Source organism: Desulfosoma sp., assembly GCA_037481875.1.
Classification (GTDB): Bacteria; Desulfobacterota; Syntrophobacteria; order Syntrophobacterales; family DSM-9756; genus Desulfosoma.
In genome coordinates this window covers 19,710-37,223 of the sequence record JBBFKY010000001.1, presented here as the reverse complement: position 1 = coordinate 37,223, position 17,514 = coordinate 19,710, and the positions used below count along the sequence as shown (strand labels likewise).

The window sequence follows — 17,514 nt, the reverse complement described above, 5'->3', positions numbered from 1 at the left end:
CTCTCTATTTTTTCGATCCCTGATTCAGCACGGTCTTTAAGCTTTTGGTATCCACAAACAAGGTGCCCACGCGCAGCGTTACAGTAAGCGGAAAGTCCTTGGCTGGTCGATACGCCACGGTCAGGGATTCCACACGGACCAGTTTTTCATCGTCTTCCAAAACCTTGAGCAGGCTTGCCAGGGCCGAAGCGTCGGCCCGTAACCGAAATTCCACTTGAGCCATGGGAATCTCTTCCCAAGCGCCTGGCGCCAACACATTGTAGGACTGCACTTGAATGCCTGTTTTTTCAAAGGCTTCTTGAAGCCTCTGTTGCATTCTGGACGCCGCATCGTCCAGACTCTTGGCCTCCAGGAGCAACTGCTCCACACGACCCAATTCTTCAGCCAGCTGGGCCTGATGGGAAAGATCCTGTCGAATCTTGGAGATTTGTTTCCGTAACTTTTCATGCTTGGCTGTTTCCAGCTCCACGGACGCTTCGACCGAAGAGGCCGCTTCCATTTTCGGAGCACACTCCACAAGGTACCACACGACCCACAGCACGGCGGCCAACACCGCGATCCCTAACCAGCGCCGTGTTCTGCGTCCCAAAACATGCATCATTTCAGCTCCAGCACCACGGTGAATGTTTCCTTACCGTCTCGACCACGATTGACCGATCCTTGAAGCTTCACGTCTTTGAGCAGAGGGCATTCCCTGAGGCTTTCGATGGTTTTCAGGGAATCCGGGCTTTGAAAGGAAACGGTCATTTTGCCGGCCGCATAATTGAATTGGGAAATCCAAGTACCATTGGGAACCCTTTGGGCGATGTCGTTCAGAAGCTCATAGAAACGGGGTCGTCCTTTCAGGAAAACATCCGCTTCCTTGACGAGCTTCTTGAGCTGTTCCATTTCCTGAGCATTCTTTTCCAAAGGTTTGAGTTCCGCTTCCAGTTTTCGGGTCTCCTCCGCCAAACGTGCAGTGCTCCGTTCCAAGGTCGCCGTGCGCCGCTCCACATGGAATCCGAGTCCCCAAGCCGTCAATGCCAGAAACAAAAGAAACGGCAGAACCGCTTTGGCGGGATGCAACCCGGGAATGTTCGGCGCTCTGCCGTCCAAACACAAAACCGAACGTCCTGAAAGAAGCGCCCAGGCGGCGGCCGTTCCCAAATTGATCTTCGGGTGCGGCCAATCCGAAAAGAATTTTCGAGGCGTCACCGACTCCGAGTCCACGGATTCGGTCCAGTCTTCAATCTTTTCGGCCGGCACATTCCCTTGAGCGAGAAACCAGGCTCGAATCTGTTCCCGGTCCCAGATCCCTTCCGAAGGGTTTAGAAGCCGTGAACACACGACACCGTCGGGATCTAAGACAAGAACTTCCCGCAGCCCTTCTTCTTCTCGTACCAGACCTGACGGGAGCGACCATGTTTGGCGAAGCCAAGCCGCAAGGCCGAAAGAGATGGGACACAAGCTGTTCAGTTGGCCTCTATGCCCGGTTTCGACCAAAACCGAAAGCACAGGGTCCACGATTTTTCTTTCCACATAGACCAGGGTCGCCGAAATGGTCTTGTCCCGGCGCCGAACCAGATGCACACTCCAATAAATGTCTTCTGGAGAAAGATGCACATGAATAGGCAGAGCGTTTCGCACCACATCCAGAGCATCCTCCATGGGCACCGGAGGCACCTCCACATCTCGAACAAAAAACAGGTTTCTGGAAAGACAAAGGGATAGACGCCGATGAGACTTGGGCGGCAGTTCACGCAAGAAAGCTTCCAAGCCTTTGGCGCCGCCGGGAAGAGTCCCGAACGGCGGCATACCTTCATGCGGCGGCTCCAGGCGGATTCGGCCGAACCGCTTCACCGCATGGACATAATCCAGCCGGTTCTCATCCAGATAAATTCCCAGAATACTCTTGCCCGCCACCGACACCTGCCTCGTTTCATGTCCTCCAATGGGCGATCTTTTCCGTTCAAAGCGTTACTGAAAAAGATAGATGGAACGCACAAACCCCTGACAGCGATCCGCCGTCACCCACCCCTCCGCCTCCGTTTTCCCAACCATCACCGCCACTTCATAAGTCGTCGGATTCAACGGAAGAAGAATCGTCAACCGATCGACTTTGGAGCCGGTGACGGTCAAAAGATCCACCAGAGAGCGCCTTTTAGGTGTCAGCGTTTCCCTTTCACCGATCACATCCTGGTGTTCCCAGGTCCTGACGGCTCTCTCCAAAGGATCCCCCCAAAACAACTCGGGCCGAACCCCTCGAACCTTTTGAATTTCGCATAAGCTTGAAAACGGCCGATTGGTCGGCGGTGACAGACCTCTTTGTAAGTACCATCCCGCTTCCGCACCCTGAAGCCGCACCAAATCGTCCGCATCCTGCCAATCCAGTAAAGCATCCACCAACGCATCGGCTTCACGACCATCCGAAAGCGGCAAAGATTCAGTAAAGACCCGGCGCATTCCGGCGTCATTGGCATCCGTGGGCTTTATTTTTGATGACTCCTTTTCATAAGAGACCCAGACTTCTTGACCGCCCACATTCCACCGATACCATAATCCAGACTGCATAGCCCCATTGTTTTTTCCGGTAACCGCAAAGTAACGGATCACCGACCGGAGTGCCTCCCATCTCTGAAGCTGTTCCCAGGCCGAAAGCGCTTCCGAAGCCCGCAATCGGGACGCCAAAGCGGTCTGCATGCCCAGAAAAGAAAGCAGAGCCAAAGCCCATAAAACAAAAACCAGAACCGCCCCCGATTCTCCATATCCAGGAGTCTTTTCGAAAATGGTTTCTACTGAATTCTTGTAGGAAAAACCCATGTGTTCACCTTCTCCGCCGATCCGGTCCTCACTCCGAAAACCACGCGCACTTGTCGAGGAAGTTCCTGAACCTCTTTGCACGGCCATTGATCCTTCCATTGAAGCTCCCGCCCCGATGCATCGGAAGGACTAAGCTCCGCATAGGCCACCTCAAAGGCTGTGACATCCCCGTAACGACTCATCGGCGGCCCCAGGTCTTGTCTTCCGTTCAACAGTGTTTCAGCCAGGACCACCCAATCCGTCGCCTGGTCCTCTTTTTCGTAGAGCTCCAAATCGTAGACTTCAAGGATTCTTCGGGAAGGATCGTAAAGGTAGCCGATAAGGCGAAGGCCTTGCCGATTCGACCCGGAAGGACCATAGGTGCTGTAGAAAGCGATTCCGTGCCTGTCACCGCACAGTGGAAACAGTTGACCTTGCTCACCTTTCCACGGGGTGGCTTCCGTGGGGGTGTATTCGAGATACCGGCCCAAGGAAACCGGCACCGCATGAGCAAAGATGTCCGCTTGACTTTCCGGACCCAGTTTACTCCATGACAAAAGCCCGGACCGTAGAGCCGTAGCGAGCAGTGTGATCACCATGGCCGTTAAGACCATGGCCACCAGCACTTCCACGAGAGTGAACCCGACAGCCGCCTGGAAGTCATGTTTCGCACCTTTTTGCGCAAAATCCCTGGGAGCTTTTCCGAGAACTCGCAAGACCAAGGTCTTTGATGCCTTTTCGACGAAGGGGCGAGACGCCGCCTCGCCCCCACAGACTTGAAACCTTGTTTTTTCTCGGAGCGCGGGCCTCCGGCCCGTCATATGTGCGGGCGGGACGACATCCCCGCTCCCTGGAAGAAACTCGTCCCCAGACACGCTCCTAGGATGCTTTTGGTGGTTTCGTAACGGCAGCGGCATACCCTGGGTTTTCGGCGAGTTCATCCTTTTCTCTCGTACCAGCCTACCAGACATCTTGATCGTCGTGAACTCTGCGATTCTTCAAACACGCAGAGGGTCAGTTGCACCATGTTGGGATCTTCATAAGCTTCCATGTCCCTGCCCAAGGAAAGGACCAAAGGTCGAGCTTCCAACCTGTAGAACCATCCCGGCTCGCCATCCACCGGCCCTTCCATCACCCCTCGCCGTACCGCTTCGGTCAGAAGCACGGAATCGGCCAGAACGATGCGTGCCACTCTGGACGCCTCCAGCACTTTCTGCGCCTGCAGCCGCAGTCGAGCCGACTGAGAAAACCCGTAGAAAATCACGGCCAACGTGATTCCCATAATCGTTAAAGCGACCAGGACCTCAAGAAGGCTGAATCCCGAAACGCTTTTGGAAAAGGTTTTCGGTTTATGGGAAAACATTCTCCCTTGCAGCCTGATGGGCATGATCCATTCCGTGGAAAATCTCACGGGCCTCAAATCCCTTTCCCGCCTTAGCCCGCTTCGGTGGTCACGGCCATGGCCAATCCGGTCAAAGGGTCCACTCGAATGCGGCCAAGCACCACACCTCGACGCCTAACGGTCAGTTCCGCTCCGCTGGAAGCCCCATCGGGATAAAAGAAAAGGTAAAACATTCCATCGGCACGCAGGGCACCCAGAGCTTCGACCTCCACCTCTCTCGGAATACTCAAGCCTTCGTCTTTGAAGTCCTCGATCCAGCACCGTCGATCTTCCTCGGAAAAGACCACGGCCACGGCAAGACCTCCAGCCACCGCGTGCTGCCTCGCCTTTCTCAAAAGCCCTCCCAGTTCCATGACAAAACGGCGCTCTTCTTTTCGGCCGAGCCCACCACCCACCGTGGTGATCACCAAGGTAAGCGATAAGGCCACAATGGCCAGCACCACCAGGAGTTCCACCAGAGTAAAGCCGGAAATCTTAGAATGATATTTCATGGATACCAAAAATGGCCAAAAGCATGGAGATAACCATGCCGCCGATGAGTATTCCCATGAACACGATGACCACAGGTTCCAGAAGGGCCAAAGCCGCCTTCGTTTTGCTCTGGATTTCCTTTTCCAGATTGTCGGCCACACTGCCTAAAATGTGACCCAGATCTCCCGTTTCTTCACCGATGGAGGTCATGTGGACGACCATGGGCGGAAAAACAGGGGAGGCTCGCATAAGAGTACTCATGGCCATGCCCTGTTGCACCTTTTCGTAGATGTCCTGAAGAGCTTCCTTGAGGAGCACGTTGCGGGCCACGGCTTGTGCGATGGCCAGGGACTTGAGAAGAGGTACGCCGCTTTGAAGGAGCGTCCCTAAGGTCCGTGTCATGCGGGCCAGCTCCACCTCCAGAACCAGCCGTCCCAGAAAAGGAACTTTCAGGATCAGGGAATGAAGTCGACGACGGTTTTCAGGTTTTCTGGCATAAGTCACAAACCCCAAGGCAAGGATTATGGGCATCAGAGCCAACAGCCACCAAAAAGCACGGAAAACGCGGCTTAAAGCGATCAAGGCTTGGGTCGCCGTTGGAATGTTCGGTCCCAGATCTTCCAGAATGACGGCGAATTTGGGAATCACAAAACCCAGAATGGAAGCCACCGAGGCAACACCCACAAAAAGAAGCACCACGGGATAGATGGAGGAAGAAATGATGAATCTTTTGATCTCTTCGGTTCGAGCCAAAAAACCGGCCAGTTTTTCCAGGGAATCGTCCAGAACGCCGCCTGCTTCCCCCACTCGAATCATGCTGACGGTCAGATCACCGAATTCAGGGGCTTTCTGTGCCATGGCTTCGGAAAGGCTTTGGCCGCCGCGAAGTCCTTCCCGAAGGCTGAGAGCCAACTGACGCACACGATCGGCTGTGGTGGCATCGGCAAGGATTTGAAGACACCGGTCGATGGGAACTCCGGAACGCACCAGATGGGCCAGTTCCGAAATGAATTCCAACCTTTGCTTGGCGCTGAGGCGCCCTTTTCGGAAAAAGGAGAAGCCCTCCCGTCCTATGGGTGATTCGGACCACCGCAGAACATGAACCCCTTTGGCACTGAGACTCACCAAAAGACTTTCCAGGTCCGAAGCCTCTTCGGCCCCTCGCACCTTGCGCCCGCGAACATCCACTCCTTCATAAAAGAATCTCTGCATCACCTGGTCACTCGAATGACTTCCTCAAAGGTGGTCATCCCGGCCACAACCTTTTCCAGACCGTCCTGCCGCAAGGTTCGCATGCCCAAGCTTACCGCCTTGGCCACAATGGCGTTACGATCAGCCCCTTTAAGAATCTCCCGCTGAACCGGCTCATCCAAAGGTAAAAACTCAAAAAGCCCGATACGCCCTCGATACCCCGTCCCGCCACAATGATCACACCCTTTGCCTTTAAAGTACGATGTCGGCACCGCTTCCAGGGGTACGGCAAATTCCTGGGCCAGAATTCGTCGTTCTTCGTCTCCTATTCTGATCTCGTTGCGGCACCCCGAACAGACCTTTCGCACGAGCCTTTGCGCCAGAACAGCCACCACAGCCGAAGTGATCATAAAGGGTTCGACCCCCATGTCTTCCAATCGCGTGATGGCCCCGGCGGCATCGTTGGTGTGCAGTGTGGAAAAGACCATATGGCCGGTGAGGGCCGCCTGAATGGCGATTTCGGCGGTCTCCAGGTCACGAATTTCTCCCACAAGCATCACGTCCGGATCCTGGCGCAAAAAAGATCGCAAACAATGAGCAAAGGTCAAACCGATTTTCGGTTGCACCTGAACCTGGTTGACACCGTCCAACTGGTATTCCACAGGATCTTCTACAGTGACGATCTTACGGTCCGGCGTGTTGATTTCGTTGATGGCCGCGTAGAGCGTGGTGGTTTTTCCGGATCCGGTAGGTCCCGTAACCAGAAGAATGCCATAAGGCAGCGCAATGATCTGTTTGAATCGACTCAAAAGATCCTTGGGAAAACCGAGAACGTCCAGATCCAGCAAAATGTCTTCCTTTTGAAGCAGGCGCAGGACCAGGCTTTCGCCGAACACGGTCGGTAAGCTGGAAACTCGAATATCGATTTCCTTTTTGGTAAGTTTGAACTTGATACGGCCGTCCTGAGGCAGCCGCATTTCAGCGATGTTCATGCGAGCCATGAGTTTGATTCGCGAGGCGATGGCCGCCTGAAATTTTTTGGGAAGGTCATCCTGATCATGCAGAACACCGTCGATGCGATACCGCACCTTCACCAGTTTTTTGAGAGGCTCAATATGAATGTCCGAAGCCCCCACATCTACGGCTCGAGTGATCAGATGGTTCACGAGGCGCACGATGGGGGCTTCAGAGGCCATATCCCGCAAGTGCTCGGGATTGTCCCAAAGATGGGCGTCCAAGTCCGGGTTTTCTTCCCCTTCCGCCTCGGTTTCCTGAAAAGCCGTGTCCGCTTCGTACCATTGGTAGGTAAATTGAGAGATCGCTTCCGCCGTGGATCGATAAACCTTGAGGGGTTTTCCATAAGCTTTGCGCACCACTTCCTGAGTGGCCAAATCCAGGGGGTTCACCATGACAATGGTGACCCTGTCCTCGGCCTCAACCAAGGGCAGGACTTTAAAGCGCTTAAGATAGGCAATGGGCAGGGGATTGTAGCGGGGCGGCGAGTCGGGGAAATCGGCCTCGTCCATAAAAGGAAAATCCGGAAGGTTTTCCACCCGCATGATTCCATTCCCGCCAGGCAAAGGCCCTAAAGCCTCCATCGATCCCGAGCGAAACTTTTGCATCACCGATCGCACCACATCCATCATCTTGGGTTCGGCTCCATGATCTTCGTGAAATTTCCTTGTCCCTTCGTGTTTTTGCAGCATAGCACATGAAGGGCGAACAAGGTCAAGGTCGGCGGATTGTAGGCTTTTCCAAACACAAAACAAAGCAAAAATGGTTTTGACACCGAAGCCGGCGCCTGCTAGCAAACGAAGTTTATTTCAACCAAGGAGTGAAAAGCCTCGATGAACTGGATTCCCTCAGTCACAACAGAGCACAGCTTGTCCGTCCATCATCGGCGCAAGGTTCGACATGTTGTCGCCGTTGTCGTCAACTACCACAGTGCCCCGCTCACCGTGAGGGCCGTCCAATCCATTGTGAACTCCGACTATCAAGGTCCTCTGGACGTGGTTGTGGTCGACAACAGCACCTGCCCCAAAGAAGCCGATTTTTTGAAAGCTCATCTGCCTGGCTCGGTGCATCTTATGATTTCGCATCGAAACCTGGGGTTTGGACAGGCATGCACCATGGCCTGGGCACAAAGGCCGGCGGAAGCTCTTCTTCTTCTCAATCCCGATGCGTACCTGATCGAAGGGTGTTTGACACAACTGGTGAAAGCCCTCAACACCAATAGTCGTATCGGCGCCGTGGGCCCTCTCATCTATTGGGATCCAGGAAAACGCTTTCTTTTACCTCCGTCGGTGCCACCCTCATGGATCCTCATGCTATCCGCAGCCGACAGGGTTGGAGACCCGGCGCTTCCCTTGATGCGTTTTCTGGGAAAAAAATGGCGCCGGGACACGGTGCGTGCCTGGCAGTCGCGAAATCCTTTTCCAGTGAAAAACCTCTCAGGCGGCTCGGTCCTGATCCGAGCCGATGCTATTCAAGATGCCGGCGGGCTTTTTGACCCTGGATTTTTCCTCTACTTTGAAGACACAGACCTGTTTCTGCGCATGACCCGCCGAGGCTGGCGCCTTTTCGTCGTGCCCGAAGCTGCCGTGGTGCATGAGTTTGATCAATGCGGCCTGGAAAGTTTGCCCACAAAAAGACGGCTCATGGTAGAATCCCATGCGGTCTTTCTCAGAAAACACTTTTCATGGTATACGCGATGGGCACGATGGATTCCCCAAGGTCCACGCATGTCGATGGACATGCTGGCACGTCATGGAGCCGAACAGGTTTACCGAGAACCCTTTCGGGTTCACGTCCCTGAGGCGATTCAAAGACCGTGGCTTTTCGAATGGAGTCCCAGCGTCCATTTCATTCCCGCAGCAGGAGCCTTCGGCACAGGGGCCCATGCAGAATTTCCGGAAGACGGCTTTCAAAGGCTCGCTCCCGGACATTACTTCGGAAGAATCGGTCCGGTAAATGGTTTCCAGGAATCCAAAAGCCTTCGGTTCTCCTTCACTGTTGTTTAGGAGATTTTCTGAAAAACCCTTTTCCTCGAGAGCACGGGCACCCCGCTCGCATCATGAGCCGGCCGGAGGGAACGCGCCACAAGGAAAAGACACAATTTCAGCCTTATAGGGGCAAGACGCTCCTCGCCCCTACCTTGAAAGGGCATGAAAGACCTTGGTATTCCGAGTTTTCGGACAAGCATTCGGAATTTTCGACCGAAAGTCCAAAGAACCAAAGGTACGAAGGGAAGTTCATGGAAAAGCTCTCGTTTCCTTTCTCCATCTATCGTGACATCGTGCGCGGACACGACCTCCATTTCGGCTATTGGGATGAGAGCACGACGTCTCTGGAGGATGCCCAAAACAAACTGACGCAACTCATGTTGGAACACGTGCATGGAGAATCCCTTAACATATTGGACGTGGGATGCGGCTTCGGCCACTTTGCCTACCGGTTGGCCCTTCAAGGACATGACGTGACAGCCTTGGCCCCCGAACCCGCTATGATTCAGTACGCCCAGGAACACTTCTCCCATCCTCGCGTACGGTTTCTTTGCGAAACCTTTGAAGGAAGACATCCCTCCTGGTGGAAGCAGGAATCTTACGATCTTGTCGTTTTTTTCGAATCTTCCCAGTATTTTCCTTGCCTTCGCGATCTCTTTGAATCTTGCCGCACGCTGCTGCGCCCTCACGGGCGAATCCTTCTATGCGACGAAATGATCTATGACGAAAGCACGGCCCAGGAAACAGCCGTGAAACCCAAGCGCTTTTACGAGACCGCCTTGGCCGAGGCCGGCTTCAAAATTCGTTTTCACAAGCCCATCGGGTCGTACACCGCCCCTACCTGCAAAGCGGTCCTGAAACGCTTGGAGGCCTATCCGTGGTGCGAAGGGTTGGATTCCCTTGTGGCCGGATGGCAAAAGCAAAAGGAAAGACACGAACGGGGCGCCTGGGGCTATGAAATCTTCGAAGCCGAAAAGGATGACTACCGCATCCTGGCGTGCCCCGAAGAGGACGATCCTGAATTGGTACAACTTTTCGTCCAGATTTTTTCGGGTTCTCGATCCCTTGATCATTGGCGCTGGAAATATCGAGCATGTCCCTTCGGGCGGGATGCCGTGGCGGTGTGCCGGAATGCCATGGGAGATGTGGTGGCGAATTTTTCCGGATATTTTGTGCCTGTGGAAGAGACACTCACGAAAACATCGGCGGTCGTCTTACAGGTGGGTGACACCATGACGCACCCCCAGGTACGCCATGTTGGTTTTGGAAAAACGTCCCTTTTGGTGCGAACGGCCCGCTACTTCTTTGCCCGCTACTGTGAAAACCAAGTTCCCTTCGTTTATGGTTTCAATACCGGAAATATTCAAAAAATGGGGAAGCTTTTTTTAGGATACCGCCCTGTCTACCCTCTGGACGAGTACACTTTGAAGCTCGAGACCTTCACGCCGGGACGATGGAACCGCATACGCTACTCGTGCCGAACCCTTCAAAAATTCGGTCCGGAACATGACATGCTTTACGAAAGAGTGAAAAAGGCCTACGGTCGTTTTCTGGTAAGGCGACAGAGCCGCTATCTCAACTGGCGGTTTGCAGATCCGGATAAAAACTACAAGATCGTGGAAGTCCGAAGGCGTTTCGGCCATGTGGTGGCCTACCTGGTAGCTGAAAAAAGAAACGAGGATGCTGTGATCGGGGATTTCTTTTTGGATCCCGAACACCCTGAAGCTTTAGCACCAGGACTGTCTTGGCTGGGACAGGTTCTGGGCATTCAAACGGTCAGTCTCTGGGTTTCCCGAACCCCCACGTGGCTCATCACTCAACTGTCTTTTCTGGGATTTCAAAAACAACCGGAACCTCAAGGGCTATGGTTTGTTTACGTGCCTTTTCAAAGCCCTTTGGAAGTAGATGATATGCAGGGGTTCTTCTTTACACGGGCCGATTCCGACCTGTTTTGAAAAGGGCTCTGGATCGAGGATGAAATCAGGGCTCCTAAGACTCACTGGGACCGATTCAATCAAAGCCTCAGCAGAAGCCGCAAGGGGAAGCGATGTTTGAGGGGATAGTTAAGGGGTGACTTCAGACAACGGGAGGATGGCCATGAAGAAAAAATTTTCGACGATTTTATGGGTTGCGCTTGTGCTTGCCGGAGCCGCTTCAGCAGCTTACGGCGCCGGAGGCACCGCAGACGATGCGCTGAAACTGACGCTTCCGTACGTCACGGTGGGTACGGACCATTATCGAGCTTATTTCGACTTTGTCCAGCTTCCTCAAGATCCTTCCGGAGCTTACTGGAAACTGACGTGGGCCGGACGCACTTCCATGTCCGGACCCCAAGGCGGCGTGCTGGATTCCTCGCTGAACATCCTGAATGCGGTGGTCATGTATCGAGGATACCCTTATGCCATCGACTTGGCCTACACGCCTGTTCCTCAAGACCCTTCGGGGGCGTACTGGAAACTGGCACGGCTTCAGGCGCTCCCTGTGCGCATTCACAGTGTGGGGGGAGGCGATGTGGACTGCTACGACTACAGTGCCTGGGATCCGGCCAAGATTCAACAGGTTGTCCAATGCATGCAAAATTGCGGAACAAACCCCGAATGCTTGATCGGATGCCTTCCCCCGGATTTGGGACTCACGTTTCATCTGGCGGTTACCTTTGTTAACGAATCTTCGGAACCCATGGAATTCAAAATCCCTGCAGGAATGGTTTTTTACCCGGAAGATTCCGGACTTCAGCCCATGATGGTCCTTCATGTCCCCGCTTTCGTGCTTCAACCCGGCCTATCCACTTATTGTGTTCCCACCTATTGTCTCGCAGCCCATTTGGCGGCGCCGGGCGCCGGCAGTCCCTATACGCCGGCAGCCATCACGGGCCTTCAGTGTCTTTATGAAATAGCGGAGCTGACTTTTGGGAAAACCCTTACGGCGCAGGCTCAAGGCAGAATCCAGGAGATCATCTGGGACTGTTCGGAGACAGGGACTTTGTCCGAGGAAAACAGAGCTTATCTTCAAAATCTGCCGTAATTGAACCAGGCACTCGAAAGCCAATCGGGCATCCTTCGATACACCCCATCGACCCCGGTGCGAAGAGGAGTTGATTTTCATGTACCTGGATTTTTACGGGTTTCGAACGGAACCCTTTCACATCACGCCGGATCCGGAATTTCTGTACTTGAGCCCCAGTCATAAAGAGGCGTTGGCGGCCATTATTTATGGTGTGCACCAGCGCAAGGGGTTCATCACCATCACCGGGGAAGTGGGGCTGGGAAAAACCACCATTGTCCGTAGTTACTTGCAACGCTATGACCGAAAAAGCATCAAAACGGTTTTGGTTTTCAACGCCAATGTGTCCTTTAAGGGGCTGTTGCGGGTAATTTACAAGGAGCTGGGCTTGGAGCCGCCCGATTCGGATCCTTACGAAATGGTCCTGGACCTTCATCGACATCTCATCCAGGCCTACCAAGAGGGATGGAATGTGGTGCTCATCATCGATGAAGCCCAAAACATGCCTATGGAAACCCTGGAAAATCTGCGTATGCTTTCCAATCTGGAAAGTACCAAGGATAAACTTCTTCAGATCATTCTTATCGGTCAGCCGGAACTGGAAAACCTTCTCAACCGGCACCAATTGCGCCAACTCAAACAGCGTATCGCCATCCGCACCCAACTCAGGCCGCTCACCCCCAAAGAAAGCCTGGATTACATCCAACACCGGTTATCCCTTGTGCAGAGAGAGCCGAGGGAATACTTCACAAGGAAAGCCTTGGATCGCATTGTTCGAGAAGCTCAGGGGATTCCCCGAAAGATCAACATCATCTGCGACAATGCCTTCATTACGGGCTTTGGTTACGGACAAAAAACCATCACGCCGAAGATCATCGAAGAAGTGGTGAACGACCTCGAGGGACGCCCGCAGGAAACATCCAAAGGACGAAAACGCCTGGCCGCGGCGCTCGTGGGCGCCGTGGTCTTGGCGTTGGCTTTTCTGTGGCATCCGGAAATACCTCGTAACTCCTGGACATGGCTTCTGGGCAACATGAAACACCTTCAGGGTCTGTGGGCTCCCGCCGCCTCCGTCCCTGGGACAAAGGAACCTTCCCCTGAGACGGGGGGGGCCGAAAAGGACAGACCTGCGGCTTCGGAAACTTTCAATGACGAAAAGACCGAGAGACACCGGGTTGTTAAACCCCTTCCTCTATCGGAAAAAGAACCGTCAAAAGACAGGGAAGCCGCCCCGGAACCTCAAGCCCCTCAGAAGACACCGCCGCCGCAAGCCCCTTTCGAAAGCGACGGTGCTGAAAAGACTCCGCAAAAATCCTCCGGAACCCCCGAATCACAAACTGTCAAGACGAGTCCTTATTTAAGCCCCGGTTCCTTCCATGGACCGGCTGTTATGGAAAAGCATGCATGGGCTTTGGGACATCATTTGTGGGACATGACCCTTCCGCCGATCCCAGGGTCTCGGGATCCGGAAACGGTACGACTGTCCAACCTGAAAAAAACCCACCCGTCCCGTGCCGCTCCTTCAGAGGAGCCACCCCACGAAAAGACCGTCACCCCTTCGGCTCCCTCGTTCCCCAAGACGCCCGCCAAACCTGCAACCTCCGATGTGCCCCAGCCGGACCCCGGTCGTGTCATCGACTGGATTCTGAACAAGCGCACCCAAACACCCTAAAGCCTTATCGCTCATGGACCGATCTTGACTTTTTCCATATGACATGCCTTTCATCCTGACATGTCTTAAAGAAGGAAGCTTGACTTTCGACGGATCTCGAGCGCGCAGCGGGAAAGGAGAACTCACGATGCGTCAGTACAGCATTCGACCTTTGGTGGTCGGCGCCAACGAAACGGATCAAGGGATCATGACCTATCTGAAGGACTACGGGAAACGTATCTGGATTCCCATGTATGTTTTTGTCATTGAAGGCGGTGATGAAACAATTCTGGTGGATACAGGTCTGGAAGAATTCATGGTTCCAGAGCATGTGGGGGAAACTTACGGTCTGAAGATCTTGGAATTTGAAGACGCCTTGGCAACTGTGGGATTGAAACCGGAAGATGTGGATGTGATCATTCATACACACTTACATAATGACCATTGCGAAAACGACGCCAAATGTCCCAATGCCACGGTGGTGGTTCAGGAAGCTGAATACGCCTTTTACCAAAACCCACACCCTTTGGATCATCGCTATATTCCAGGGCTTTTGGACGGCCTCAAAATCGAGCTGGTGCGAGGTGATGTGTCTTTTCGGGACGGCATCGATTTAGTCTGGACGCCTGGTCATACTCCTGGAGGCCAATCCGTGGTGGTGAACACCGCCGCCGGACGCGCCGTCATTACGGGTTTTTGTTGTAACGACAAGAATTTTCCCGCCTCAGGACCGGCCGTGACACCTGGAGTTCATACGGACGCTTTGGCGGCCTATGACAGTATTCAAAGGGTTCGAGCCATGGCCGACATTCTGATTCCCGTGCATGATCCGGCCGTCGGACGTCGAACACGCATTCCGTCCTAGCCCGGGGATTCCGAAGCTTGAAAGCTTCGAGACCCGGAAGCCTTTCCGGGGCTCTTGTCGCTTCGAACCCGAAAATGCTATAGGAACGCGGTTTCATGGCCCTTTGAAGCGGCTCGGCCTGTCCGCTGCGCGTCTCCAAGAAACCTGATGGGTAGTCCCCAATGGGTTGCAGTAGGCTGGTGCACGCAACTGGGATTTTGGGGACGGACCGATGTGTTCGCCTCCTGATCTGAGAACGCTTACCGACACCGTAAGAGGGCTACTTCGCATGAGCTGGATCCTGGTCGCGTGACTCTTATGTCCGTCCCCTGTATGCGGAGAGCGCTTCCGGCCGGCCACAAGGGGTTGCTTCACGAAACCCGGCAGCTACAAGGGCGGACCCATGTGTCCGCCCCTGACCCGAGCATCCTGCGTGCGGCCTTGGAACCGTTGCTCCAATCTTAGAAACCTGTTTTCTTGGGAACTCCGGCGAATCGTCCGCACAAACGGCGCGCCGAAGGCTCAATGCTCCCGGGAAACTGTCCAGCTTCGGTTTGGGACGGGCAAGGCGCCGCTTCGCCCTTACAGAAAGGCATTGGACACCGCGGTCACGGCGCGTTTTCGGGCACGCTCCTAGACGGGGCAAACCTTCAAATTCGCACAGGGTGCAGCTTTGATGTTTTCGTCATGCCGTTGAACGAACCGAGGCTTCTTGGTTTGCGGCATTGGGCTGCCTCAAGCACGCGGCCATTCAACGGGCGTGCATGAAACGCCTTCATCCAAAGACATGGTAGAGACGATGGCTTTAGAGAGAAACCCCGACACGCCTTCATCCCGTGGTTCAAACGAACAGGGCGTCCGAACGGCACCTCGAAAACGCCGACGCCCGCAATGTTATGAATGCACCGTCTGTGGAAAGGAACTCCCTTTTTGCTGGACATGCCCGTGCGGATTCATGATCTGTTCCGATTGCATGGAAGAAAACTTCTGGGGCATGACCTGTAACGGTATCACTTGGACATGTCCGGACTGCGGAGCCATTCGCGGTTTCGGCAATCAGTGACACAAAGGAGAATTTTTTATGGCAACACGACGCGTGGTCATCGTGGGAGCTGTAGCTTTGGGGCCTAAAACAGCCTGCCGCATCAAAAGGCTTCGTCCCGATTTCGATGTGGTGATGGTGGATCAGGACCAATACATTTCTTACGGAGGATGCGGTATTCCTTACTATGTTTCCGGAGATGTGAGTGATCTTTCGGCCCTCATGAGCACCAGCTTTCACATGGTGCGCACGCCCGAATTTTTCGAAAAGGCTAAGGGGGTTCGTGTGATGACGCGAACTCGAGCCGAGGCCGTGGATCGTTCCCGCAAAGTTTTGCATGTGCGCCGTCTGGAGACTCAGACCGAAGAGGAACTCCCCTACGATTTTCTGGTGCTGGCCACGGGCAGTGTGCCCAATTCTCCACCCATTCCAGGGCTGGATCATCCTCGAGTCATGCGGGTGTCCAACCTGCACGACGCCGCGGCCATCAAGGATATGCTGGCCAAAGGAGCTGTCGGTCGCGCCGTGATTATCGGAGCGGGCGCCATCGGCTGCGAAATGGCTGAAGCCCTCACCGACATGTGGGGCGTGGAAACATCTCTTGTGGAAATCGCTCCCCATGTGCTTCCCGGGATTTTGGATCCTCTCCCCGCCCGCATGGTGGCGACTCACTTGGAAGAACGCGGGGTCGCCGTCTACACCGAAGAATCGGTTCAAGAAATCATCTCAGGTCCAGACGCACATTCCCTTGTCGTGCGGACCAACAAAAGGGATCTGGAAGCAGATCTGGTCATTACGGCTGTCGGGGTTCGTCCCAATGGACGGCTTGCCCAAGAAGCCGGTTTGCTGGTGTCGCCTCGCGGAGGTATTGTGGTCAATCAGCGTCTGCAGACGTCGGATCCTTGCATTTACGCGGGAGGGGACTGCATCGAGCTGATGCACCTTGTCACGGGAAAACTTTTTCATTTTCCGCAAGGGTCTCTGGCCAACCGTCAAGGACGCATCATCGGTACCAACATCGCCGGAGGACACGCCACATTTCCGGGATCGGTGGGATCCTTTGCCGTCAAGATCTTTGATCTGGCCGTAGCGGCCGCCGGACTTTCCCGAAAAACGGCTCTTTCCGAAGGCTTTGACGCCGTTCAGGCTTTGGTGATTCAAGCCGACCGCGCCCATTTTTATCCAACCCAGGACCTTATGACCCTCGCTCTGGTGGTGGATCGAAAAACCCGAAGACTTCTCGGCATTCAAGGGGTCAGCCGAAACGGGGACGCTCTCGTAGGCCGCATCAACGCCGTTGTCCCTCTTTTAGCCCGCCGTGCCACGCTGGAAGATTTATCCAACCTGGAAGTGGCATACTCACCACCCTTTGCCGCTGCCATGGACATTGTCAACGCCTTGGCAAACACCGCCGAAAATATTCTCGACGGCTACAATGTGACGGCGGATCCCGACGAATTTGAGGCATGCTTTCTTCAGGAAGCCGACCCCAATGTGGTTTGCCTGGATGTGCGAGGGCCTCGCAACGCGGAACCATTCGTGCAGGCCTTCGGTGAGCGCTGGATCAACATCCCTCAGGAAACCTTAGCCAAGAGGTTAGAGGCTGTTCCGAAAAACAAGCGGCTTTTCGTTGTGTGCAATTCCGGAGTGCGATCCTATGAAGCTTTGCTGCAACTGCGAGCCGCCGGCATCGATAACGCAGTAAATGTGCAAGGTGGCGTGGCGGCGGTGAAAAAATCGGGCATTTTGCAACTGGAAAAAGAAGACGAAACCTGAAGCCGCCTGTGATGATCGACGAGTCGGGTTTTGTCAGGGGCACAAGCCCGCCTCGGAATGCCGAGATTCCCCTGTGTTCTGCTTTACCCTGCTGCGGGGATTGTGTGGCCGGCTTCTTCTTTCACCTCGGTCGCCTAATAAACGTTGTAGGGTGAACCTGAATGTCCAGCCGACGTCCATTTTGCACCAGTGCTGGAGGATGAACATGTGTGTCCGCCGTGTCCACCCTAAAAGCACGTTGCTTCGGGGGTGCAGAGGAACCTCTGTGTCCCCCCAACTGCCGTCTTGCACCGGGGTCACAGAGGCGGACACATTGGTCCGCCCCTCCATGGCAACCACGATTTCCTGTTCTGC

At 54.4% G+C, this 17,514-nt stretch carries 14 protein-coding genes; 6 read left to right on the top strand and 8 right to left on the bottom strand.

Annotation, left to right across the window (positions count from 1 at the left end; all coding sequences use genetic code 11):
* Positions 1–4 precede the first annotated feature (4 nt).
* The 8 genes from WHS46_00155 to gspE form a co-directional block, all read right to left on the bottom strand.
* On the bottom strand, positions 5–601 hold the full coding sequence (locus WHS46_00155; protein ID MEJ5347084.1) for a GspMb/PilO family protein: 597 nt from the start codon (positions 599–601) through the stop codon (positions 5–7).
* The gene (locus WHS46_00150; protein MEJ5347083.1) at positions 598–1,902 is read right to left on the bottom strand and encodes a hypothetical protein; all 1,305 of its coding nucleotides are present in this window, start codon (positions 1,900–1,902) and stop codon (positions 598–600) included. Before WHS46_00150 ends, WHS46_00155 begins: the two co-directional genes overlap by 4 nt.
* A gap of 54 nt (positions 1,903–1,956) precedes the next feature.
* Complete coding sequence (locus WHS46_00145; GenBank protein MEJ5347082.1) at positions 1,957–2,799, bottom strand: hypothetical protein; 843 nt, start codon at positions 2,797–2,799, stop codon at positions 1,957–1,959.
* Positions 2,772–3,494 (bottom strand): prepilin-type N-terminal cleavage/methylation domain-containing protein, encoded by a 723-nt coding sequence (locus WHS46_00140; protein ID MEJ5347081.1) that lies wholly within the window; start codon positions 3,492–3,494, stop codon positions 2,772–2,774. Before WHS46_00140 ends, WHS46_00145 begins: the two co-directional genes overlap by 28 nt.
* A gap of 221 nt (positions 3,495–3,715) precedes the next feature.
* Positions 3,716–4,165 carry a type II secretion system protein gene (locus WHS46_00135; GenBank protein MEJ5347080.1) on the bottom strand — a complete coding sequence of 150 codons (450 nt, stop codon included), beginning with the start codon at positions 4,163–4,165 and terminating at the stop codon, positions 3,716–3,718.
* A gap of 47 nt (positions 4,166–4,212) precedes the next feature.
* Positions 4,213–4,671, bottom strand: coding sequence for a prepilin-type N-terminal cleavage/methylation domain-containing protein (locus WHS46_00130; protein MEJ5347079.1), 459 nt, complete (start codon positions 4,669–4,671; stop codon positions 4,213–4,215).
* A complete protein-coding gene (locus WHS46_00125) occupies positions 4,655–5,863 on the bottom strand; it encodes a type II secretion system F family protein (protein ID MEJ5347078.1) in 1,209 nt (402 codons plus the stop codon). The genes WHS46_00130 and WHS46_00125 overlap by 17 nt, the downstream gene beginning before the upstream one ends.
* Positions 5,863–7,488: a type II secretion system ATPase GspE gene (gene gspE / locus WHS46_00120; protein ID MEJ5347077.1), complete on the bottom strand. Its 1,626-nt coding sequence runs from the start codon at positions 7,486–7,488 to the stop codon at positions 5,863–5,865. Before gspE ends, WHS46_00125 begins: the two co-directional genes overlap by 1 nt.
* Positions 7,489–7,689: 201 nt before the next feature.
* On the opposite strand from gspE, the gene WHS46_00115 reads away from it, so the two are divergent.
* From WHS46_00115 to WHS46_00090, 6 genes are all read left to right on the top strand, one after another.
* Entirely contained in the window at positions 7,690–8,862 is a 1,173-nt protein-coding gene (locus WHS46_00115) for a glycosyltransferase family 2 protein (GenBank protein ID MEJ5347076.1), read from the top strand.
* Between the two features lie 233 nt (positions 8,863–9,095).
* On the top strand, positions 9,096–10,799 hold the full coding sequence (locus WHS46_00110; protein MEJ5347075.1) for a class I SAM-dependent methyltransferase: 1,704 nt from the start codon (positions 9,096–9,098) through the stop codon (positions 10,797–10,799).
* A gap of 142 nt (positions 10,800–10,941) precedes the next feature.
* Entirely contained in the window at positions 10,942–11,868 is a 927-nt protein-coding gene (locus tag WHS46_00105) for a hypothetical protein (GenBank protein ID MEJ5347074.1), read from the top strand.
* 79 nt (positions 11,869–11,947) lie between these two features.
* Positions 11,948–13,519, top strand: coding sequence for an AAA family ATPase (locus WHS46_00100; GenBank protein ID MEJ5347073.1), 1,572 nt, complete (start codon positions 11,948–11,950; stop codon positions 13,517–13,519).
* A 127-nt stretch (positions 13,520–13,646) separates the two neighbouring features.
* Complete coding sequence (locus WHS46_00095; protein MEJ5347072.1) at positions 13,647–14,363, top strand: N-acyl homoserine lactonase family protein; 717 nt, start codon at positions 13,647–13,649, stop codon at positions 14,361–14,363.
* 1,060 nt (positions 14,364–15,423) lie between these two features.
* The gene (locus WHS46_00090) at positions 15,424–17,160 is read left to right on the top strand and encodes an FAD-dependent oxidoreductase (GenBank protein ID MEJ5347071.1); all 1,737 of its coding nucleotides are present in this window, start codon (positions 15,424–15,426) and stop codon (positions 17,158–17,160) included.
* The last annotated feature ends 354 nt before the right edge of the window (positions 17,161–17,514 follow it).